Origin of the sequence: Halobellus salinus (assembly GCF_014646875.1) — an archaeon.
Taxonomy (GTDB): Archaea; Halobacteriota; Halobacteria; order Halobacteriales; family Haloferacaceae; genus Haloquadratum; species Haloquadratum salinum.
Window position 1 is genome coordinate 1 of sequence record NZ_BMOC01000011.1, and the last position, 22,847, is coordinate 22,847.

The following is a 22,847-nucleotide window of genomic DNA, read 5'->3' on the forward strand; positions in this document are numbered from 1 at the left end:
TCTTTGCGGCGATCCCCAGACATACCTCATCATCAGACTCTACCTTCATAACTTTCACTAGGCACTAAGGTCCCTCCCCGCCTGCGACTCGGTGCGCTCCTCACTACGTTGCGGTGCTTACGTCGTCTCGGCTGACGGGCGACCGGCCCCGTTCAGCCCCGCCCACATGGGCTGGCTAACCGGCCGCCGCCGGCGGGGACTGATACTGTCGGCTATAACTACGTGAAGATTTTCGACACCCCGGGGTGTCAAAATACGTCACGCGACTATCGCCGACAGTATGAAACGGGCGATTCGCTGGAGGAAGGCGGGCGATGCAAGCACGCGACTGCAAGAGCGCGCGCAGCGAGCTCCCCGAGTCCAGCGAAGCGGGGCTTTCGAGGTGTCTCCAGTTGCACCGCCCTCATCTGAACACTGCGCGGATTCAACCCCCGGGTGAACACCGTCGTGGGTTCGGAGGGGGGACGCGGGACTCGACCGAAACTGTTGATGCCGACGCGTAACCGCTACAGGTATGGATCGAACGCGTCGGCGGCTGCTTGCGGCGCTCGGCATCACCGGCGGCGGGGCACTCGGTGGGTGTCTTCGTCTGACTGACAGCGGGGAGGAGGCTTCCGCGGCCGAGTCGACAGCCGCTCGACCGTCGGAGCGGTCGACAGCGGGGACGGCTGCCGGCACGGAACCCGAGACCGGGACCGAGTCCCGGACCGACGGGGCAACGATCTCGTGTACGGCCGACACGCAACCGCCGACAGGAGCCGAGCGGTTCACCCACCCGTTCGGCGACAGCCGGAACTCGTTCGCGGTTCCGGAGCGGGATGCACCCGCAGAGCAACCGTGTCTGGCGTGGACGCAATCGCTTTCGGGACAGGCGAACCGCGTGTTCACCGGTCCGGTGGTCACCGGGGAACACGTTATCCTGTACTCGAGTCGGGAGTTCCGGGCGCGACGGAGAACGGACGGGATGGTGGCGTGGGACGGCGCCGGGACGCCGGGGGGTGGACTCAGCAAGATACGGCCGGTCGGGATGCTGGACGGAAACCTCCTCGTCTCCGGACAGAACCGCCGGACGTACGACCTGATGCTCGTCGCGATCGACGACACGGGAAGCGCGGCCAAGTCTGCGGTCGTGTACGAGGCAGTGGGGCTGAACGACGCACACATCCCGACCGGGAGAGTCGTCGGCGATCGGGTGTACCTCGTTAGCAGCGACAGCGCAAACGAGGAGACGCGAGTGCTCGCGTACGACTGGGCGGACGGGGCGGTGGTGTGGGAGAAACCGATCGGCGGCGTCGACCTGCGCCTCGAGGATATGGGTGCCGACGCCGACGCAGTCGTCATCACGTCCGACGAGACAGTCGAGGGGAAGAACAACGTCTGGGCGCTCGCCAGCGACGACGGGTCGGTCCGGTGGTCGACGCGGCTGCCGGTCGGTGAGGGGGTTCCCGTGCTCGACGACTCTCACCTGTACCTGCCGATCGAGGGGTACGACTCCGACTCGGTCACCAGCCAGGTACGTGCGATGTCGAAAGCCACCGGTGACGTCGCGTGGACGTTTGAGGTGCAGAACCCGCCGCGGACCGGGGTTTCGGTCGACGACGAGCGGGTGTACCTCGTCGCAGGCAACCAACTGTACGCCGTCGACTCCGACACCGGCTCCCCGGAGTGGCGGTTCTCACCGGAGACCGGGCCGGAGATCCGCGGCGACGCCAACGGGCTGCCGATCGTCTGCCGGAACACGCTGTTGCTCGGAAGTGCGTTCTCCGACGAGGCGCCAGCGCGGGTTCGCGCGGTGAACAAAACCACCGGCGAGCTCCGGTGGTCGTTCGGTGTCGACGGGACGAGCGTCCAGTCGCCGATCCCCGTCGACGGGGCGCTGTACGCGGTGGTCGAAGACCGGTCGGAGGAGGACACGCGGGCCGTGCTGTACAGTTTCTACAAATAAGCAAGGCGAGTGCCTCGGGGCTTGACTCCGACGTGAGAGTAACTAGGACCGACCCACCCGGCGGCCTCAGATGTCCAGCGTGTACAGCCGCTTACGGGCGTCGGTGAACGAAAACCGGGAGTTCACGACGTCCGCGTCTTCGAGTCGGGTGAGAGCGTACCGAACAGTTCGGGGTGGGAGAAGCGTCTCCTCGGCGAGTTGGCTCTGTGTCAGTGTGTCGTTGTAGTCGAGGACCTTCGCCACGAGCTTCGCGCTCGGAGGCATCTCCCGAACCTGGGTCCAACGGTCGGCCGATTCCTCGTCCGGTGCGAGTGGTTCTGTGGCACTCATTCGTGTCTCCCGATAGTGAATGTAGGGTAATAATATTTTCTGTGTATATTTATTACCCGATTGCATAAAACGTCGCAGGGCTCGGTGCCGACCGCATCGGGTGTGGGGAAATTTCGTCCACCCGAAGCCTCTTATGAAGCCGAAACGTACGACTGGTGATGACTGACACCGTTGACGACGTCCAGCTTCCGTACGATGAGGAAGCGGCGTCGCAGCAGGAGAAGATCGAGGCGCTTCGGGAGCGCCTCGACGTTCTCGAGTCCCAAAACGAGGAAATGCGGGACAAACTTCTCGACGCGAACGCGGAGAACAACAAGTACCAGCAGAAGCTCGAGCGGCTCACCCACGAGAACAAGAAGCTGAAGCAGTCGCCGCTTTTTGTCGCCACCGTCCAAGAGCTCAACGACGACGGCGTCGTGATCAAACAGCACGGCAACAACCAGGAGGCGCTCACCGAGGTGACAGACGAGATGCGGGGCGAACTCGAGCCCGACTCCCGGGTCGCTGTCAACAACTCGCTGTCGATCGTCAAGCGGCTCGACGACGAAACGGACGTTCGGGCCCGCGTGATGCAGGTCGACCACAGCCCCGAGGTCACGTACCAGGACATCGGCGGGCTTGACGAGCAGATGCAGGAGGTCAGAGAGACCGTCGAGATGCCGCTCGAATCCCCCGAGATGTTCGAGCAAGTCGGGATCCAGCCGCCCTCGGGCGTGCTGCTGTACGGGCCGCCCGGAACCGGGAAGACGATGCTGGCGAAGGCGGTCGCCAACGAGACTGACGCGACGTTCATCAAAATGGCGGGGTCGGAACTCGTCCACAAGTTCATCGGCGAGGGCGCGAAGCTGGTGCGTGACCTCTTCGAGGTCGCCCGCGAGAACGAGCCCGCGGTGCTTTTCATCGACGAGATCGACGCCATCGCCTCCAAGCGGACGGACTCGAAGACCTCCGGGGACGCCGAGGTCCAGCGCACGATGATGCAACTCCTCTCGGAGATGGACGGCTTCGACGAGCGGGGCGAGGTACGGATCATCGCTGCGACCAACCGGTTCGACATGCTCGACGAGGCGATCCTCCGGCCCGGCCGGTTCGACCGGCTCATCGAGGTGCCGAAACCCGGCCGCGAGGGGCGCGCGCTCATCTTCCAGATCCACACCCGCGACATGAACGTCGCGACCGATGTCGACTTCGAGCAGTTGGCCGACGTGGCCGACGACGCCTCCGGCGCCGACATCAAGGCGATCTGCACTGAGGCCGGTATGTTCGCGATCCGCGACGACCGCACCGAGATCGCGATGGCGGACTTCGTGGAGGCGTGGGAGAAGATCCAAGCCGACGCCGTCACCGAGGGCGAGCCGAGCCGCGCGTTCGCCTGATCCGCGGGTTCTGGTTCTTCCGACCGGGTTTCGCGCCTACTTGTCGCTGTCGCCGCCGACTGTCCGGATCGATGCGACCCCCGCCCGCGCCGCAGCGGTCGCGTCGTACCCCCGTTCGCCGTGGACGGTCGTCTCGGCCGCGAGGTCGGCGGCGCGGAGCTCCGTCACCACCCCGTGGAGGTCCGACTCACACAGGTCGGTGGTCGAGAGCAGCTCCGCGGCCGAAAGCGGCCCGCGGTCGACGAGTTCGATCAAGAGTCCCAGCGAGCGGTCGTCGTGCGTGGCGGCCACGACCCGGCGAACCGGTTCGGGCACGGCGGCCGCCCGAACCGACAGCGGGGCTTCGGACTCGAACGTCAGCGCGTTGTTGGGGCGGTACTCCTCCTCGCCGGTGTCGGGGTCGCGGATCCGACTCGATTCCGCGGAGCGCTTCACGAGGAGGTATCGGTCGCCGGCGTCATCGCGGACGGTCTGCATACTCGATTGGAGGAGGATAGTCGGCTTATTGGTTGCGTCCGTCGCTGGTTAGGTGGTTGGTCTCGCGTCCGCCGTCGACTCCGCGGTCGTCTTCGCCACTGCCACCGCCGGTGCCGTCCCCCTCAACGACGCGTTCCTGGTGCGTCCGGTAGAGGTCGTAGGTCCGGTAGAGCGCGACGAGTCCGACCGCGATCCCGGCTCCACCCACCGTCACCTGCCCCCGGAACAGGACCAACAACAGTCCGATGGAGACGCCGCCGAGCGCGATGTTGGCGTAAACCACCGCGGCCCAAAACAGCCTCGCGAGTTCACCATCGATTTCGATGCCGGCACCCTCGGCTCCGGGGTCAAGAGCCGGCGACTCCACGCTCGGGACCGAAACGAGGTCGTCTTCGGGGTCGCCCCACCGGGATTCGGGGTCCGGTTCATCGGGTTCGTCGGGCCACTTGTCGGACTCGGGAGGCACGATCAGAACACGGCCGGCGGCCGCAAAAACGGTTTGCCCCGGATCAGCACCGCTCGGCGAGCGACACCGTCCGCGACGCTTCAACCCACGCAAGCGGGTTCTGGGGGTCGTAGAACACCATCCCCTCGTCGACCTCGTAGGACTCGACCGCCGCGAGCCCGCTCGCTTCACCAAGCCGCGCGGGTGCGGCCGGCGACTGATCCGTCCGCTCGGAGTTCTCGGAATCCACCATCGTGATGTTTGGTATGCGGTAGCATAGTATATGTCTTGCGTCCGGGTCGGTTATCGCCGGGCGATCCGAAACCGCACGACCGAAGCGGGATCCAGCCGGACGCGGAGCGGGGTCAGTGGGTCCGCCCGGAGGTAATGCCGAAGCTTTTACTCGGGAGCGGCGAAGGATCGGTATGGAACAGGCAGGGCTCACCGACGGCTGGACCGACGGTGACGACGCCGGCGCCCGGCCGGACGCAGAGGCGGTCGCGGTCGCTGGCAACGGCGGCGGTCACGTTTCCGAGGTCGTCGACAGCGAGGACATCCGGTTTCCCGACGCCGACGGCACGGTCGAGTTGATGGTGACGCAGGTGAACTACTCGATCGAGGGCAGCGGGAGTCGGGAGTACCCGGTCGTCCACGTCTTTGGCCGCACCGCCGACAACGAACCGGAGCACGTCCGCGTCCTCGGGTTCGAGCCGTACTTCTACGCGCCCACGGAGAGCCTCGACGACGACATCCTCGACCGCGACGTCATCACCCGCACCGAGGACGGGTTCGAGAGCATCCGCGGCGACGACCTCACGAAGATCTGCACGCGAACGCCGCGGGACGTCGGCGCGATCCGCGACGACTTCGACCACTACGAGGCGGACATCCTCTTTCCCAACCGGCTGCTCATCGACAAGGACATCAAAAGTGGAATGAGCGTCCCCGCTCGCCGGCTCGACGACGGTTCGGTCCAGATCCCCCACGACGAGGTCGAGCCCGTCGAGGTCGCAGCCGACCTCCGCGTGAACACATTCGACATCGAGGTCGACGACCGCTCCGGGTTCCCGGAAGAGGGCGAAGAGCCCATCGTCTGTCTCACGAGTCACGACTCCTACCGCGACGAGTATATCGCGTGGCTCTACAACGCGCCGGCCACCGTCGATGGGGTGGAGAGCCCCGACGACCTCCCCGGCTACGAGCCCTTCCGAGAGGACACTGAGGTCGAGGTCCGTACCTTCGAACGTGAGGAGGCGATGCTCGACGCCTTCGTGTCCTACATCCAGGAGACAAATATAGATATTATGACAGGGTGGAACTTCGAGGACTTCGACATGCCCTACCTCCTCGATCGAATGGAGGTGCTCAACCCCGCCGCCGCCGAGGACCTCAACCCCGATCGGCTCTCCCGGATCGACGAGGTGTGGCGCAGCGGGTGGGGCGGCCCGGACGTGAAAGGTCGGGCCGTGTTCGATCTGCTCTACGCGTACAAGCGCACCCAGTTCACCGAACTCGAGTCCTACCGGCTCGACGCCGTCGGCGAACTCGAACTCAACGCGGGCAAGGAGCGGTACACCGGCGACATCGGGGACCTCTGGGAGGAAGAGCCCGAGCGACTGCTCGAGTACAACGTCCGCGACGTGGAGCTCTGCGTCGAGATCGACCGCAAACAGGACATCATCGCCTTTTGGGACGAGGTCCGCACGTTCGTCGGGTGCAAACTGGAGGACGCGCCGACGCCGGGCGACACCGTCGACCAGTATATTCTCCACGAGGCCCACAACCGCTTCGCGCTGCCGTCGAAGGGCAAGGCCGACGCCGAGGAGTACGAGGGCGGCGCGGTGTTCGATCCGATCTCGGGGGTCAAGGAGAACGTAACTGTTCTAGATCTGAAGTCTTTGTACCCTATGTGTATGACAACAATTAACGCCTCGCCCGAAACCAAGGTCGACCCCGAGGCCCACGGCGGCGAGACGTTCGAGGCGCCCAACGGGACCCACTTCCGGCGGGAGCCCGATGGGATCATCCGGGAGATGATCGACACCCTCCTGTCCGAGCGGGAGGAGAAGAAGTCGCTGCGGAACGACTACGACCCCAACACCCAACCGTACGAACAGTACGACCGCCAGCAGCAGGCTGTCAAGGTAATTATGAACTGTTTCACGCCGGACACCGAGGTTCTCACGCCCGCAGGCGTTCAGAACATCCGTGATCTCGGTGTCGGCGACGAGGTCTACTCGATCGATCCTGACACACTGCGGATGGAGACGAAGCCAGTCGAGGAGACCCACGAGTACCCGGAGTATCGCGGGGACCTCGTGGACATTCAGACGAATAAGACCGACTTCCGAGTGACGCCGAACCACCGGATGCTGGTGCGGAAGAACTCGAAGAACGGGGCGACGTGGGACGGCTACCGGTTCGTCGAGGCCGGCGACCTCGACGAGTACTCCAACTACGAACTCCCGCACGACTGGTCGGCCGACCACGGGGATCCGATCGAGGAGGTGGATCTTACGGAACTCCTCGACGACAAGTATGAGGTATGGGTTCGGCCATCCGTTCACGGGCATACCTTCACTGCGGAACTGGGGTGGACACCGCGGCGCGTTCCGAAGGCCGGTCGCGGAGAGACCGGGTACGTGTTCACCGCCGACGAGTTCGAGACCCACCGCGAGTACATCGAGTCGGTCTGTGTGACCAGTTTCGTCCACCGGGAGTCCGGACGGAAATGGGTGCCGCGCACCTACGACGGTGACGACTTCCTCGAACTCCTTGCGTGGTACGTCACCGAGGGCAACGTCCACACATCGAGCAAGAAGCAGTTCGGCGAGAACTACCGCGGGCCCGCGACCACGGTCAAGATCGCACGGAACGCGGGATCCGACGGTAGCGAGAACGCGATCCCGGACGGCGGCGACGGGGGAGAAACCGATCACGCGCGGATCGGATCACTACTCGACCGCTTGGGACTGGACTACTACGTCGACGACCGGTCGTACCAGTTCACCTCCCGGCTCTTCGGTGACCTTCTCGAGCGTCTGTGTGGCGAGGACAGCTTCACGAAGCGGATACCCGACCTCGTCTTCGGCGCCAACGAGGCGCAGAAACGTCTGTTTCTGGAGACGCTCGTCGCGGGCGACGGTGACCGCCAGGTAGGATCGTGGCGGTACACCACGTTGAGCGAACGGCTTCGCGACGACGTGCTCCGGCTGTGTACACACTTGGGCGAGACCGCGAGCTACAATCACGACAGCGGGTCGTGGCGGATCTACTGCACGGAGGGTGCCAAGAACTCGTTCCGGATGCACCGCAGCGGCGGCCGGAGCACTGCCGACGACGGCGTCTACTGCGTGACCGTCGCCGACAACAACACCCTGCTCGCGGGTCGAAACGGAAAGTTCCAGTTTGTTGGGCAGTCGCTCTACGGCGTTTTGGGGTGGGATCGGTTCCGGCTGTACGACAAGGAGATGGGCGCTGCGGTCACCGCAACGGGTCGTGAAGTGATCGAACACACTGCCGAGGCCGCCAACGAACTTGACAGAGAAGTTATATACGGCGATACTGACAGCGTTATGTTAGAACTCGGACACGATGTCTCCAAAGCAGACGCCATCGAGCAGTCCTTCGAGTTGGAGGAGTATATCAACGACTCCTACGACGAGTTCGCGCTGGAAGAACTGGACGCCGCCGCCCACCGGTTCCAGATCGAGTTCGAGAAGCTCTACCGCCGCTTCTTCCAGGCGGGCAAAAAGAAGCGCTACGCCGGCCACATCGTCTGGAAGGAGGGTAAAGACGTCGACGACATCGACATCACCGGCTTCGAGTACAAGCGCTCCGACATCGCGCCGATCACGAAGGAGGTCCAAAAGCGCGTCATCGAGATGATCGTCCGGGGAGAAGAGACCGACGACATCGCGGACTACCTCAACGGGATCATCGAGGATTTCGAGACGGGCGAGGTCTCCGTCGAGGAGATCGGCATCCCCGGCGGGATCGGCAAGCGACTCGACGCCTACGACACCGACACCGCACAGGTCCGCGGCGCGAAGTACGCAAACGAGTTCCTGGGCACCAACTTCGGCCGAGGGTCCAAACCCAAGCGACTCTACCTCCGGAAGGTCCACCCCTCGTGGTTCCGCGAGATGGAATCGCAGGGGTACGATCCCCAGCGCGACCCGCTGTACACCGAGTTCAAGCGCGACCCCGACGTGATCTGCATTGAGTACGACGACCAACTCCCCGACGCCTTCGAGGTGGACTGGGACAAGATGCTGGAGAAGACGCTGAAAGGGCCGATCGAGCGGATCATCGAAGCGTTGGGGATGTCGTGGGACGAGGTGAAATCCGGGCAGGAACAGACTGGCCTCGGGAGTTTCACGTAGCCGACCACAACCCACGTATTCAGAAAGCACAAAATAAATTTTCCTTACAATAAACCTTCGGCTGGCGAATGCGTAACCATTATGGGTGGCTCTACCCATATAACGAGTGCGAGGAACCACTACAACAATGGCCACACTTGAAATCAGCAACCTCCACGCAAGCGTCGCAGAGGACGGCGGCGAACAGATTCTTCGCGGCGTCAACCTGGAAGTCAACTCCGGGGAGATTCACGCCCTTATGGGCCCCAACGGGTCCGGAAAGTCCACGACCGCGAAAGTCATCGCCGGCCACCCCGCCTACGAGGTAACCGACGGGGATATTCTGCTCCACCTCGAAGAGAGCGACTTCGGCGACGACTTCGAGATCCCCGAAGACAGGCGAACCTGGAGCCTGCTCGACCTCGAACCCAACGAGCGGGCGGCGCTGGGGATCTTCCTCGGCTTCCAGTATCCCGCCGAAATCGAGGGCGTCACGATGACGAACTTCCTCCGGACCGCGCTCAACGCCAAACTCGACGAACGAGACGAGCTCTTCGAGGACGAGGACGGCGAGGAAGACGCGGACGCCGACGAGGACGTCGAAGACGCAGCCGGCTACGACTCCTCTCCGATGGAGGGCGCAGCCGACGAAGGCGAGATCGGTGTCGCGGAGTTCCAGCGGCTCCTCAAAGAGAAGATGGAGCAACTGGACATGGACGAGAAGTTCATGCAACGCTACCTCAACGCCGGCTTCTCGGGCGGCGAAAAAAAGCAGAACGAGGTGCTCCAGGCGGCCCTGCTGGAACCGTCGGTTGCAGTGCTTGACGAGATCGATTCCGGGCTGGACATCGACCGGCTCCAAGACGTCTCAAACGGAATCAACGCCCTTCGCGACGAACAGGGCACCGGAATCCTCCAGATCACCCACTACCAGCGGATCCTCGACTACGTCGAACCCGACCACGTCCACGTGATGCTCGACGGCAAGGTCGCAAAGAGCGGCGACGCGTCGCTCGCCGAGGACCTCGAAGACGAGGGGTACGACTGGGTTCGCGAGGAAGTCTACGAAGCGGCGTAACTACTGAGAGTTACGCACAGACATATAAGAAACAAGGATCAACAACATACGCATGAGCTCAAACGAGGAACTTCAGAACACGAACACCGAGGAGCGCTTCGACTTCAAGAAAGAAGAGAAGTCGGCGTTCCAGACCGAGAAGGGACTGACCGAGGAGACCGTCCGCGTTATCTCCGAGGACAAAGGCGAACCCGAGTGGATGCTGAAGCGGCGCCTCCGCGCGCTGCACCAGTTCCAAGCGATGCCGATGCCAACCGACTGGCCCGGCCAGCCCGACCTCTCGGAGGTCAACATCGCCGAGATCGTCCCATACATCCGACCGGACGTTGACGTCCGCGCGGGCGTTGACGACTGGACGGAACTCCCCGACGAAATCAAAGACACCTTCGACAAACTGGGCATCCCCGAAGCTGAGAAGAACGCCCTCTCAGGCGTCGGTGCGCAGTACGAGTCCGAGGTCGTCTACCAGAATATGCAGGAGCGCTGGGAGGAGAAAGGCGTCATTTTCTGCAACATGGACGAGGCCGTCCAAGAGCACGAGGAGATCGTCAAAGAGCACTTCATGACGAAGTGCGTGCCGCCGAGCGACAACAAGTTCGCCGCGCTCCACGGCGCGGTCTGGTCCGGCGGGTCGTTCGTTTACGTCCCGGAGGACGTGACCGTCGAGATGCCGGTCCAGGCGTACTTCCGGATGAACTCCGAGGGGATGGGCCAGTTCGAGCACACCCTCATCGTGGCCGAAGACGGCGCGGAGGTCCACTACATTGAGGGCTGTTCCGCCCCGAAATACTCCGCGTTCAACCTCCACTCCGGCGGCGTCGAGGTGTTCGTCGGCGAGGATGCCCACGTGCAGTACTCCACGGTCCAGAACTGGTCGAAGAACACCTACAACCTCAACACCAAGCGCGCGCTGTGTGAGGCCGGCGGCCGGATGGAGTGGATTTCCGGGTCGATGGGGTCGAAGGCGACGATGCTGTACCCCTCGACGGTTCTCAAGGGTCCGCGCGCCTCCGACAACCACATTACCATCGCCTTCGCGGGCGAGGGTCAGAACATCGACACCGGCGCGAAGGTCTACCACAACGCCCCCGAGACGAAGTCGACCATCGAGTCGAAGTCGGTCTCGAAAGACGGCGGCCGAACGAACTACCGCGGCCTGGTCCACATCGCCGACGGCGCCGAGAACTCCTCGACGTCCGTCGAGTGTGACGCGCTGATGTTCGACAACGAGTCGACGTCGGACACGATGCCGTACATGGAGATCAACGAGTCGAAAGTTGACGTCGCCCACGAGGCGACGGTCGGCAAAATCGGCGACGAGGACGTCTTCTATCTCCAGTCGCGCGGCCTCGACGACGACGACGCAAAGCAGATGATCGTCTCGGGCTTCATCGAGCCGATCACGGAGGAACTACCCATCGAGTACGCGGTCGAACTCAACCGGCTCGTCGAACTCGAGATGGAAGGGAGCCTCGGGTAGTATGAGCGGGACACAACTGCCGGCGAACCTCTCGGCTGAGATGGTCCAAGAGATATCAGAGCGCCGCGACGAGCCCGAGTGGCTGCTCGACGCTCGCCTCGAAGCGCTGGAGGCGCTCGATGACCTCGACCTGCCGGACGTCATCAAGACACCCGGCCGCCGGTGGACCAACCTCGAGGCGCTGGATTTCGGCTCCCTGGTCGATCCGCTGAACCAAGCCGACGAGACAGAGCGGACGAGCGACGAGGGCGTCAAGGTGCTTACGTTCGCCGAGGCGATTGAGGAACACCCGGACCTGATCGAGGAGTCGTTCGGGTCGACCATCGATCCGACCGAGAACTACCTCACGGCGCTTTCAGCGGCGCTTTTCACGACCGGAACGGTGGTCTACGTCCCCGAGGGCGTCGACGCCGAAGACGTGACCGTCCGCGCGGAGATGAGCTCCCGGTCGCTGTTCAGCCACACCCTGGTGATCGCCGAGAAGTCCTCGTCGGTCACCATCCTCGAGAGCATCGAGTCCGGCGAGGGGGCGGCGCAAAGCGCCTCCGGATCGGCGAGCGGGCAGAGCCCGCAAGACACCGTCGACGCCGAATCGCGGTACTTCTCGAACCTCGTCGAGATCGACGCCGGGGAGAATGCGTACGTCCAGTACGGGTCGCTCCAGAACCTCGTGGCTGACACCTACAGTTACGCGCTCAAGCGCGCCGATGTCGGCACCTACGGCACGGTCAACTGGATCGAGGGTAACCTCGGTTCGCGGCTGACCAGAAGCGACGTGGAGTCCGACCTCAACGGCGACTCCGCGGAGACGAAGATCGTCGGCGCCTTCTTCGGCCACGGTGACCAACACTTCGACGTCAACGCCCGCGTGCGGCACCACGGCGAGAACACTACGGCCGATCTCGTCACCCGTGGCGTGCTCGACGACGAGGCCCGTTCGGTGTACGAGGGCGTCCAAGACGTCGGCAACGACGCGTGGAACACCTCGTCGTACCAGCGTGAGAACACGTTGATGCTGTCGGACGACAGCGAGGCCGACGCGTCGCCGAAGCTGATCATCCACAACCACGACACCGAGGCGTCGCACTCCGCAACGGTCGGGCAGGTCGACCAGGAGGATCTGTTCTACATGATCTCCCGGTCGATCGGTCCGACCCGAGCCCGGAACATGCTCGTGGAGGGGTTCTTCGTGCCCGTTCTCGAGGAGATTGCGGTCGACGAGTTCCGTGAAGATCTCCAGGAACTCATCGCTGCGCGGCTCGAGTAGGCCGCGCGTCCGTTCGTCGGTTTTTTTATTCCGGTTGAGTCACTCCCGCGAACACTCCCCGGTCGGCGTCACGCACCGCGGCCCCGGTTTGGGATCGCGCCACGCGACCGACCGCTCGTCGGCGTTGCCGTCGGTGTCGCCGACGCCAAGCCCACCTGACGGCACAGCCACGACCGAAACCGTCCGCACGCTAAACTCGATCCGCTTGCTCCGGCCCATCGGCTCTGCGACGCTGTCGCCGTCAACATCGAGTCCGACCTGTTGTCCGTCGCGGACGTAGGTGGTCGACCCCGACTCGGTGTGTACGGCGAACCGGCCGTATGCCCCCTTCGACTCGATCACCCAAACGTTGACCGTCGCGACCCACGGGCTGAGACTGGGCGAGATCGGTAGTCCGGCGGGGACGCCACCGACCTTGCCCTTGCTCCCGCGCTCGATCGCGACCTCAGTCGCGTTCTCCGCGAGGTTGTTCGTCTCCCGTTCGACGATCTTCCGCCGCTCGGAGACCACACCGTCGACAGCGTCTTCCGGCACGCGGACGCGCTTTGCGGTCGCAACCCGGCGGAGGTCGACACGGAGCGCGGTTCGGAGCCGATCCTTGACCACGTCACTGTCGCCGCCGTGGGTTGACACCTCCGCGACCGCCGCCTCGGCCGTCGCTCGGGCGAGCGATCCGTCCGTCGCCGCGAGAGCGCGTTCCCCGGGGGTGTCCCACTGACTGAACGCGCGGTCGACGGCGTTGCGTCGCTGCTCGGTCGTGAGCGAGGTTTCCCGGGCGAGAGATTCGATCGCGGTATGTCTGACCGCCCGCATCGAGCGCTCCACGTTCGGTTCGAGCGCGTCGCGTCGGCTCCGGAGCGTCGGATCCGGGTGCTCCGCGAGCGTCCGGTCTGCGGCGACGAGTGCCCCGCCAGCGGTGTGCAGCGAGACACGTCCGGGATCGCCGAGCAGCGTCCGGGTGACGAGGTCAGCGGTGTCACCGTAGGGGATCGCAAAAACGTTCAGGTTCCGGACTGCGAGCCCGACGTACTGTTCGTCGTCGGCGATGCCGTCGACGAGCCGGCCGTCAACCGCCCCCGAGGAGAGGTACGCCGGGTCGCCGTCGGGGATGAACACCGTCGTCCCACGGACGCCCGTGTCGGATCCGACGGTAGCCCGCGGCGTGGGTGGTTCGGGGGTGAGGTCCGCGAGTTCGTTCGCTCGCTCTGGGGTGATGCCGGCGGCGTCCAGCGCCCGCCCGATGCCGTCGTTCCGGTCGTCGGTCCGGCCCGCGCGGCTGTCGAGGCGGGCGAGCACCCGATCGAGGTAGGCCACGCGGGCGGCCACCCGGCTCCGGTCTGCGACGCCGTGGTACTCCCGCGGTGCATCGACGAGTTCCGCCCGTCGATCACGGACGGCGGCGGCCAGCCGTGCGGCGCCGTTATCACCACCCGTCGCGGCGTCGCTCGCGGCGACAGTCACCGAGATGTTCCGTACCCGTTCACGGAGCCCCGTGAGGTCCTTGTAGATCCACGGGTCGAGACCGTCGGGACGGTCGCCGGCCACCGAGGTCGACGCGCTCGTCCGGCCGCCGGTCACCGCGTTCCGTGCGATCCCGTCTGCGCCGCCGAGGCCGGACACGACCGTCCGGGCCGCGGCGTTCGCATCTCTGAGGTTCGGACCATCGAGTACGCCGCCGGACTCGAAGGCCGGCCGGACGGGTCGGGATGGTGCACGGCTGTCGTCGAGGCGTGCGGTGGCGGTCACGCGAACCCGATGGGTGTCGCGCCACGACGCGGCGGTCGTCCGCGCGCTGATGTTTGGCTTGACCCAGGTCCGCTGGACGGTGTGTCGTTCGACGACCCGGCGAGTCGCTCGGTAGAGTAGCCGCTCACCCACTCCGACAGGCTCGACCGGGCGGGCGCTCCCCCCACCGGCGACGGAGACGGTCGTCGAAACGGAGGCGTACGCAAGCGTCCAGTTCTCACCCGGCGGGTCCGGGCCCGGTCGGTCCCCGCTGGTGATCGTCCGGCGGTCGGCCCCGACCGAGATATCGGCGCCGTAGCCGTTCTGCCGGATCGACTCCAGGGACTCGCCGTTCTCCCCTCGAAGCAGCGACAGGAACGCCGCGTCAGCGGTTCCGTTCACGCTGACCGACACCGTCCGGGTGGCCGGGAGCGCGCCGCTGCCACCGCCCGCCGCCCGCTCCGGTGCGTTGGGGTCCGGGAGTTCGCCGGTGACCGCGGAGACGACCTGCGAGTCGGCGTGCGGGGAGAGCAGGTCGGTCGCGCCGGTCCGGAGGGTCGCAGCGCGCACCCCGGCAGCGGCGTCGGGGTCAGTGCGGCCGAACGCCGCGCGTTGGGCGTCGAGCAGTCCGGCGTTCGTCGAGAGCGAGACGTGGTGGGTAGCGACAACGTTCGAGATCGGGAGCCCCGCGTACTGTCCGAGCCCCCGTGCCTGCGCCACGGCAGTGAGCCCGACCGTCATCCGCCGCGCGAGCCCGGGCGACTCCAAGGGGCCGGCGTCCAGCCGCTTTTGGAACGCGGTTGTGCGGTCGTGGAGCGCGAGGGTCGGGACAGCCACGGTCACGGTCCGGTTCAGACGTCGGGTGTCGACGACGCGGCCGTCGCGCTCGACGCGCAACACGAGTCCACGGACCGTCGCCCGGAGTTCGGTCCCGCCGTCGACGCCCGACACAGAGACGCGGTCTATCGCTTCTGACACGGTGTCGACCGACCCGCCGAGCGAGACGCGGGCAACGGCGTCGCCACGGCGGTGTTCGACCGGCGTGACCGCGTCGCGGGCCGACAGGAAGATCCGGAGTCGGAGATACCGGCGGAAGGTGTTCGGGCCCACGAGCGCGCTCCCGGGGCCGTCTTCGGCGGCAACAGTGACCGGGTCTCGTGCGGCGGCGCGGGCGGCGTCCCGGACGGCGGTCCGGAGCGCAGCGGTCGTTTCGGCGTCAACGCGCTCGGCGGCGGCGTCGGCGGACTTGTCGACGGGTCCGGGGCCGCGCGTCGACAGCGACGCCGCGAACGTCGCGCTCCCGACGAGCAGCAGCACGCCGATCAGCGCAAACGGGACCCGGGCGCGGTTGTCGTCGGCGAGCCGCATCAGGCCACCTCCGGCGGGGCGCTCCAGGTTCGGACCACGATCCGGACCGATGAGACAGAAGCCGCCTCCGCGGCGTCGCTCGGGTGGTCGTACTTGGATCTGAGCTCCGCCGTCATCCGCGTGGCCAGCGCTTCGGTGAGTCGTGCGTTGGCGGCGGCGGTGTCCTCAGTCGCAAGCGGCTCCGCGACCGACGCGTTCGTCGCCGCCGCGACCCGCGCGTAGCGGTGCGCCACGAGCGCGGCCTCCGGGTCGTCGCCGCGGAGCGTGATCCGCGCGGACCCGTGCGGGAGCAAGACTTCCACGGTTCGCGACGCGACGGCGTGCCCGAGGCCCCCGAACGTCGCCGTCGCGTGGGCCGGAACCGGTTCGACGCCCGTCGGGATCGTGAGGATCGCGGCGTGGACGCCGTCGCTCGGCGGTTCCGGGCCGACTCCGACGCGTCCGCCCACCGGTGCATCGGGGTATGGCTGCCACACGGCGTCGATACGGGCTCCCGCCCCGGTCCGTGCCCGCACCGCGTCGCGGACGGCGGACCGAAACCCCGCTCGCGTTCCGGTGATCGGGTTCCGTTCCGGCGGTTCGTCAGTGTGGAGCGCGACGCCGCTCGACGCGGTCGCGGCCCGGGCGAGGAGGCCGGCGAGGCTGCCGTGTGTCGTCCGGCGGAGTTCTTGATTCCCCGTCTGTCCCCGTCGGTCGGTGCCCCAGCCCGATCGGTTCAGTTCCCTGACGCCCGGTGCGAGCGAGTAGTTTACCGTCGCGGTCGTCGCCGCGAGCGCGTCGGCGACGGCATCGGCGCGGTCCGGTTCCGGCTCGGCCGCCGGCGTGTCGCTCCCCGTCACCACCACGCCGACGGCCGCGGAGATCAAGAGCAGGGCGACCACCGCGTCGATCGCGGCGTTCATCGCCACACCCAGACGCGGAGGCGCCCCCAGATCACGCCGCCCTCCGCGGTCGAAACCGCGACCGGCCGGGTAGCGGTGTCGACACCCTCGGATCCGGCGGGCGGGCGGGTCCCGCTCGTCCAGCGCCCGTCTTCGGTCGTAATCGCCACCGCGAGCAGGTAGCCGTCGGGCGCGACGCGCTCGGCCTGTGATAGCCCGGTCGGCGAGACCACGCCCCCCTCGTTGACAGCGTCGTAGACGCGCTCCAGCGTCGGCTCCGCGAGCGCGTTCCCGGTTTCGGTCGGTGTCACCCCGAGGAGCGTGGACGCGTACAGCGAGACGCCGGCACAGATCGCGAACAGCGCGACAAGTGCGACGATCGGCGTCGTCTGCCCGCGGCCGGCCGCCTCACGCGTCGACGAGGACGACATCGACCCCCTCCCACGAGACTCGGCGGACGATCAGCGTCCGGTCTACAGTGCGCCACGGGGCGTTGCTCGCGTTGGCTCGTGCGTCGACAACCGACTGCCGGAACTCGGTCGGCGACTCGAAGGCCCGGTCCGGTGGCGTTCCGTACAGCACGTCCCGCAGTTCCGAATCGCCCGCCGGAACCGGCGTGACCGGCCCGAACGAGAGCGTGGCGTGTGCGGTCCCGGCGTCCGACCGGAGCCCGATCCGGCGTGTCCCCAGCCTGACCTCGGTTGCGTCCAGCGGGTGTTCCGCCGTGGCGGTATACTCCGCGGCGGCGACCCGATCGATCGTCGCGCCCGCGGCGCCGGCGTCTGGTGGCGGTGCTGTGGGGAGCCCCGCCGCCGCGCCGAAGAGTGCAACGCCAGCCATCGACAGCCCGAACCACCCGTACCACGCCTCCATAGCGAAGTCGAACACGGGGTGGATGGTCCCGGGATGGGATTTAAAGTCTCGTGACGGCAGGGGCCACCGTCGTGGCGCCCCGAGTCAGAACAGCATCGACGCACCCAGAAACGCGACCACGTACGTCGGCGTCGCGGACAGAAGCGCAATCCCGACCCGGTAGCCGACCAGCGCCCGGTCGAGTCCGCGGTCGAGTCCAACCGCAACCGCGGTGAGGATCGTCGCCAGCGCGAGAACGTACACACCGACCGCGAGCCCGAGAGTCGACGGCGGAAGAACCGCAGCGCCCGGGGCCGACCCGGAGACCGATCCGCTGGTGGCGAGCGTTGACTCGGAGGCGGCCATCTGCGTCGCCATCGCCACGGTCGCGCCGCCGACGAGCGGGGCGAAGACCGCGGCCGTGTGCCGCAGCGTCCCGGTGATCGCAGCGAGTTCCCGCCGCGCCTCCGCCTCGACCCGCCGGAGCTCGGTGAGGTGATCCGCCAGCGTGACGAGCGTGGCCCCGGCGGGCCGCCCCTGTGCGGCCGCGACCGACAGGAGGGATGCCGTCGCTCGGGTTCGAGGGCTCGGAACGTCGGCCAGCGCGCCGTGTTCACCCAGAAACGCCCGCCGGACACCGACCCTGAGCCGGCGCTGGAGGCCCGCGGCCGTCGCAAATAGGTCGCTGGTCCGCCCCGTGGTGGCGTCTGCGGCGGATTCGACCGCGGTTTCGACGGACTCGCCCGCGGAGACCCGGCGTCCGACCACCGCGGTCGCGTCGGCGATCCCCGACTCGATGTCACGAACGTCAGCCCGGACGCGAGCCATCGGTCGGTAGTGGACGGCGAGGCCGGCACCGACGCCGACCCCGACGGCGGCGATCGGCGCGGCCCACGACGCGACCACAGACCCACCCACCCCGCCGCCGACGGCTCCGAGCGTCCCCGCAGCCACTCCTCGAATCCTTCCGGACGGCACGTCGGGGTGGGCGGATCGGACCCGCGCCGGGGGGAGCGCGATCGGCCGCTGGAGAAGCAGCCACGCGCCGGCGGCGACCAGCCCGACCGGGAGAACCGCGTTGTAGAGAGTGATAAACGCCGCTGCCGGGATCGAGACACCGCCGGCGCGGGCCGCGGGGACAACGCCGACGAGCGCGAGCGGCAGGAGCACGCCGAACGCGTAGATCCCGCTCGCGGGGGCGCGGACTTCCCCCGCGAAGGCGGCCATCTGGTCGTGTGCGCCGTCGAGGACCGTCTCAAGCGCGCGGTCGAGGGCGGCCTCCTGCTCGTCGGGTGGGGCGTCGACCGCCGACACGAGGAGCGACACCGAGCGATCGAGTGCGGGGAACCACGACCGCCACTCGTCGGCGAACCCCTCGAAGCCAGTCGCAGATTCCCCACGCGTGCGGTCGGTGTGGGCCGCGAGGCTCCGGGCGAGCGGCCCCGATCCCGATCGGGCCGCGAAGGTGGCAGCCCGCTCCGGCGTCGCCGCGAGCCTGAGCCGGAGCGCTGCCCGCGCCACCAGCCCCGGCGCGTCCCCGAGCGCCCGTGTTCGGCGGAGCGTCGCCGCGGCGACCGGAAGCCGGTGGCAGACGTGGGTCGCGCCGAGCCCGATCCCGATAGCGGCCGGTACCGCCGCCGGTAGCGGGACTCCCGGAAGTACGACAAGCGCGAGGAGACACGGGATCGCTGCGGGCACCGCAACGACATACCCGGCGCGGACCACAGTGTCGGCCCGGAGGTCGCTATCGAGGAACGCGAGCGCACGATGGAGTTCGCTCGTCGGCTCGACCGTTCCCGGGTACTGCTCCGCCACCCCCCGGGTGACCTTCCGGATCCGCGGGTCGACCCAGGTCACCGTCCGGCGCCTCCACGCACCCGGTCGCGGTCGTCCGGTCGGGTCAGTCTAGCGTCCGAGAGCCGCTTGAACCGGGTTGCGCGCCGCTCGACGGCGTCAAGCAGCGCCGCGTGTGACTCCCCGTCGGCACGGAGCCGCTCGAAGGCGACGCTGTCGCCGCGGTCGACGACGCCGGTCGAGCGGAGCTCGCCGTTGCCGCGATCGAAAAGCGGAGTAAACGACACGTCGCCGTCGCTGCCGCGCACCTCCTCGATGGCGGCGACGCGTCGGTCCTCGCCGTCGCGGGCGCAGGTCACCACCAGGTCGGTCGCAGCGAACGACGAGACCGGGACGCCGAGGTCGGAGACAACGCGCTCACACACCGCGGCCGCGGAGTCGCCGTGGATCGTCCCGAGCACCGCGTGGCCGTGAGCCCCGACCCGCATCGCCTCGTAGAGCGCACTCGCCTCCTCGCCGCGGACCTCACCCACGACGAGCGCGCCTTCACCCAGCCTGAGCGCCGACCGGAGCGCCTCGGCCGGCGGGATCGACCGGCCGGACGACCCGGCGTCGGGCCCCGATCCGACGCTCCCCCCCGCGTCGGTGTGAAGCGCCTGGACGTCGCGGTGGTGGTCCCGAAGCGACTCCACCGGGAGTTCGGGCGTGTCCTCGATGGTCACAACCCGCGTCGACACCGGGAGCTCCCAGAGCAACGCGCCCAAGAGCGTGGTCTTGCCGGCTCCGCGGGTGCCGGCCACGATGGTCGCCGCGCCGCGTTCGACCGCGAGCGAGAGTGTGGCGGCGGCACGCGGCGGGAGCGCGCCCGCAGCCACTAGCCGGGGGAGCGTCCACGCGTCGTCGTCGCGGACGCGGAACGCGAACCCGACGCCGTCGCTCGCGGGCGCGGTCACTCCGGCGACCCGCACCCGTCGCCCCGTCTCGGCGACGACCGAGGCGTCGAGTGTCGGCGAACTCCGGGAGAACGACCGGCCGCTCTCCCGGCGGAACCGCGAGGCGAGCGACGCCGCCCCGTCCGGGGTGAGCCGGACGTTCGTCCGCATACGCTCTCCCCCGACCACGACCTTGACCGGCGACTCGGTCACCGGCGCCGAGACGACAACGTCCGAGACGCGGTCGTCCGCGAAGAAATGCTCCAGCACGCCGAGACCGCGGGTGTGGCGGGTCAGGATCGCTGCAAGCGTCTCGACCGGGTCGTCGTCGCCCGCGACCCGCCGGACCGCCCGCCCCGGTGCCCGGGGCCCGCCGCCGACCGAGCCGTTGGCGAGGAGGTCGTATGCGGTCGCGAGCGTCGCCATCGCGTCGGTGGCGAGGTCGTGTGCGACCGGGCGGAGGTGGTAGACGGGGCCGTTGTCGGTCCGGTACCGGCGGACGCCGGCGTCCGTCGGGAGGTCGTGCGTCGCCTCACGCGCCGCATCCGCGGGCAGCCGACGAGAGATGAGTGCCTTCGAGAGCGTCGGCCCGACGAACGCGTGGAACGTGCAGCGGTCGGTAGCGTCGGTGTCGCCGTCGGCCGCGCGCCCCTCAGTGAGCCCCGACTCCGATCGCTCCGATACGCGGTCGGCGCCCGCGGCGAGTCCCGACTCGGCGGCGATCCGAGCCATCGCGCCGGCGCGTCCGGCGGCGCTGTGCGCTGCGGCGATGGGGTCCCGGCGTGCGTGGTCGGCGAGGTCGCGGTCGTGGAACGCCGCCCGTTCGACGAACCGACCCGCGGCGACGAGCACCCCGACCGACTCGTCGGTGTAGGTCCGCTCGACGCCGCTCGACCGCGTCCGGACGCCGTCCACGTCGCGGTCGGCGAGTGCACCGATCACGGTCGCCCGGCACTCGGGACTGGTCGACAGGTCGCCGTCGCCGGGGCACGCGTCGGCGTCAACCACGAGGTCCCGCCGGTCTGCTGTGGTCACGCCGCCGGTGCGTTCGACAGTGACGTGACACCGGCAGGTCGACTCCGCGACTGCGTCCCTCGCCGTGGTGTCGGCCGTCGTCGACCCGTCTCTCTCCGTGTCGGTCCCAACCGCCGTCCCGAGAGCCGCTGTGACCCCCGCGAGCGACCCGGCGGGATCGACTCCGAGCGACGGGATACCGTCCAGAGGCATACGCCGGGTGGTCCCGTTCCGGTATATAAATCATCGCCGCACACCGGTCACCAGTCGGCGGCCCTGGTGACCACGAGTTCGGGTCCGTCGTCACCGCGGACCAGCGCCAGGTCCACCGCGTGAGGACCCGGGTCACGGAACACGACCGGCCCCTGGGGTGTCCGGACGGGGATCGGTATCCCGAGGTGGTGGCGGTGGGTCGGCGACGACACGGCGTAGGTGACCGTCGACCGGTTTCCGGGGCCTCCAGGGGGGCCGCCGACCGCGACAAACCCGGGCTGTGCCGCGGTCAGCGACCGCTCCGGGAGGGTGAACGCGACGCGCCGCGTCGCCGCTGTCGACCGCGTCGGGACGGCGTCCTCCGTCGTCGCGAGCGCCCGTCCCGCGCGTTCGACTCGGTCGGCGGTCCTCTCGATCAGCGTGTCGCTCCGGGCCGTCCGCGCGTCGTCGACCGCCGGGAGCGCCACCGCCAGGGTCGCGACCGCGAGCGCGGCGGCGACGACCAGCCGGATCACCGGAACGCGTCGCGGAGCCGTGTGGCGAGCGACCGCTCTGCGTCGTCGGTCCGGGTCGCGTTATCCTCAATTCGGGTCGCGTTGTCGGCGGACCTACCCGACCCGACACTGGTGATCGCGCCGGGTCCGGCCGACCCCCCGTCGGTCGCGTTCGCGGTGGCGGGGCTGCTCCGCCCGTTCCCGGGCGGCCCTGTCGACGCCCCGGCGTCAGGTTCGGGTGTGCTGGGCGCGCCGGCGTGCCGCCCGGCGCCCTGATCGACTCCATCCCGGATCTGCGACCCCGCTTGCGGCCCGTCCTCCGGATCCGGTTCGGCAGTGCGGCGCCGAGGTGTTCGGTCGTCGCTCCCCTCACGGCGGCGGTCCCCACCCGGGTCCGGCAGCCGCTCGCGGACCAGCGTCGCTTCGGCTGTGAACCGCTTCTCCAGCGTTTCGGCCTTCGAAAGCGCGGCCGACGCCCGGCGTTCGACCCGTTCGTCGACGGTTTCGACGCCGTCGAGAAGGCCGCGAACCGCGTCGAGTTCGGCTTCGAGGTCAGTCACTCGGCGTTCGAGTGCCGCGACTCGGTCGGTGTCCGAGCCGTTGGCACCCCGATCGGGAGCCGCCACCGACTCGGGCACGTCTGAGGGGCCGGATCCGGGTTCGTCCGACCCGGTCGCCTCAGTCGTGTCGGCGGGGCGGTCGTGGGCGACGCGGTCGGCCGTCGGCGGTGTGGTGGTGCTCGGCTCACTCGGCGTCGTTTCCGTCGGCATACCGCCGGTGGCCGCGGCATCCGGTATGAACCTCCGGTTCGG

18 protein-coding genes are annotated in these 22,847 nt (G+C 67.9%); 6 read left to right on the top strand and 12 right to left on the bottom strand.

Going from position 1 to position 22,847, the window contains the following annotated elements; all coding sequences use genetic code 11:
* The first annotated feature begins 514 nt into the window (after positions 1–514).
* On the top strand, positions 515–1,945 hold the full coding sequence (locus IEX72_RS09280) for an outer membrane protein assembly factor BamB family protein (RefSeq protein ID WP_188787106.1): 1,431 nt from the start codon (positions 515–517) through the stop codon (positions 1,943–1,945).
* 66 nt (positions 1,946–2,011) lie between these two features.
* On the opposite strand, the gene IEX72_RS09285 is transcribed toward IEX72_RS09280, so the two are convergent.
* Entirely contained in the window at positions 2,012–2,275 is a 264-nt protein-coding gene (locus IEX72_RS09285; RefSeq protein WP_188787107.1) for a winged helix-turn-helix domain-containing protein, read from the bottom strand.
* A 158-nt stretch (positions 2,276–2,433) separates the two neighbouring features.
* Here IEX72_RS09285 and pan1 point away from each other — a divergent pair, with 158 nt between their 5' ends.
* Positions 2,434–3,651: a proteasome-activating nucleotidase Pan1 gene (pan1, locus tag IEX72_RS09290; protein WP_188787108.1), complete on the top strand. Its 1,218-nt coding sequence runs from the start codon at positions 2,434–2,436 to the stop codon at positions 3,649–3,651.
* 36 nt (positions 3,652–3,687) lie between these two features.
* Here pan1 and IEX72_RS09295 read toward each other — a convergent pair whose 3' ends face one another.
* The 3 genes from IEX72_RS09295 to IEX72_RS09305 are packed head-to-tail and all read right to left on the bottom strand — an operon-like array spanning position 3,688 to position 4,826.
* Positions 3,688–4,128: a DUF7346 family protein gene (locus IEX72_RS09295; RefSeq protein ID WP_188787109.1), complete on the bottom strand. Its 441-nt coding sequence runs from the start codon at positions 4,126–4,128 to the stop codon at positions 3,688–3,690.
* Between the two features lie 25 nt (positions 4,129–4,153).
* Positions 4,154–4,594 (bottom strand): DUF7322 domain-containing protein, encoded by a 441-nt coding sequence (locus tag IEX72_RS09300; RefSeq protein WP_188787110.1) that lies wholly within the window; start codon positions 4,592–4,594, stop codon positions 4,154–4,156.
* Between the two features lie 43 nt (positions 4,595–4,637).
* Positions 4,638–4,826, bottom strand: coding sequence for a DUF7331 family protein (locus IEX72_RS09305; RefSeq protein ID WP_188787111.1), 189 nt, complete (start codon positions 4,824–4,826; stop codon positions 4,638–4,640).
* A gap of 172 nt (positions 4,827–4,998) precedes the next feature.
* Here IEX72_RS09305 and IEX72_RS09310 point away from each other — a divergent pair, with 172 nt between their 5' ends.
* The 4 genes from IEX72_RS09310 to sufD all read left to right on the top strand — a co-directional run bounded on the left by IEX72_RS09310 (position 4,999) and on the right by sufD (position 12,762).
* Positions 4,999–8,958, top strand: a complete 3,960-nt coding sequence (locus IEX72_RS09310; protein ID WP_188787112.1) for a DNA polymerase domain-containing protein — start codon at positions 4,999–5,001, stop codon at positions 8,956–8,958.
* A gap of 127 nt (positions 8,959–9,085) precedes the next feature.
* On the top strand, positions 9,086–10,015 hold the full coding sequence (locus IEX72_RS09315) for an ABC transporter ATP-binding protein (protein ID WP_188787113.1): 930 nt from the start codon (positions 9,086–9,088) through the stop codon (positions 10,013–10,015).
* 52 nt (positions 10,016–10,067) lie between these two features.
* Positions 10,068–11,495: a Fe-S cluster assembly protein SufB gene (gene sufB, locus IEX72_RS09320; RefSeq protein ID WP_188787114.1), complete on the top strand. Its 1,428-nt coding sequence runs from the start codon at positions 10,068–10,070 to the stop codon at positions 11,493–11,495.
* A gap of 1 nt (position 11,496) precedes the next feature.
* Positions 11,497–12,762 carry a Fe-S cluster assembly protein SufD gene (gene sufD / locus IEX72_RS09325; RefSeq protein WP_188787115.1) on the top strand — a complete coding sequence of 422 codons (1,266 nt, stop codon included), beginning with the start codon at positions 11,497–11,499 and terminating at the stop codon, positions 12,760–12,762.
* A 39-nt stretch (positions 12,763–12,801) separates the two neighbouring features.
* Here sufD and IEX72_RS09330 read toward each other — a convergent pair whose 3' ends face one another.
* The 8 genes from IEX72_RS09330 to IEX72_RS09365 form a co-directional block, all read right to left on the bottom strand.
* The gene (locus tag IEX72_RS09330) at positions 12,802–15,855 is read right to left on the bottom strand and encodes a DUF7286 family protein (RefSeq protein WP_188787116.1); all 3,054 of its coding nucleotides are present in this window, start codon (positions 15,853–15,855) and stop codon (positions 12,802–12,804) included.
* Positions 15,855–16,757: a DUF7284 family protein gene (locus IEX72_RS09335; RefSeq protein WP_229663806.1), complete on the bottom strand. Its 903-nt coding sequence runs from the start codon at positions 16,755–16,757 to the stop codon at positions 15,855–15,857. The genes IEX72_RS09330 and IEX72_RS09335 overlap by 1 nt, the downstream gene beginning before the upstream one ends.
* Positions 16,754–17,167, bottom strand: coding sequence for a DUF7285 family protein (locus IEX72_RS09340; protein ID WP_188787118.1), 414 nt, complete (start codon positions 17,165–17,167; stop codon positions 16,754–16,756). Before IEX72_RS09340 ends, IEX72_RS09335 begins: the two co-directional genes overlap by 4 nt.
* Positions 17,145–17,624 (bottom strand): DUF7283 family protein, encoded by a 480-nt coding sequence (locus IEX72_RS09345; RefSeq protein WP_188787119.1) that lies wholly within the window; start codon positions 17,622–17,624, stop codon positions 17,145–17,147. Before IEX72_RS09345 ends, IEX72_RS09340 begins: the two co-directional genes overlap by 23 nt.
* Before the next feature lie 69 nt (positions 17,625–17,693).
* Entirely contained in the window at positions 17,694–19,445 is a 1,752-nt protein-coding gene (locus IEX72_RS09350; RefSeq protein ID WP_229663807.1) for a type II secretion system protein, read from the bottom strand.
* Entirely contained in the window at positions 19,442–21,541 is a 2,100-nt protein-coding gene (locus tag IEX72_RS09355) for a type II/IV secretion system ATPase subunit (RefSeq protein WP_188787120.1), read from the bottom strand. The genes IEX72_RS09350 and IEX72_RS09355 overlap by 4 nt, the downstream gene beginning before the upstream one ends.
* Positions 21,542–21,588: 47 nt before the next feature.
* Positions 21,589–22,056 (bottom strand): DUF7311 family protein, encoded by a 468-nt coding sequence (locus IEX72_RS09360; RefSeq protein WP_188787121.1) that lies wholly within the window; start codon positions 22,054–22,056, stop codon positions 21,589–21,591.
* Positions 22,053–22,805: a DUF7310 family coiled-coil domain-containing protein gene (locus tag IEX72_RS09365; RefSeq protein WP_188787218.1), complete on the bottom strand. Its 753-nt coding sequence runs from the start codon at positions 22,803–22,805 to the stop codon at positions 22,053–22,055. Before IEX72_RS09365 ends, IEX72_RS09360 begins: the two co-directional genes overlap by 4 nt.
* Between the last annotated feature and the right edge of the window lie 42 nt (positions 22,806–22,847).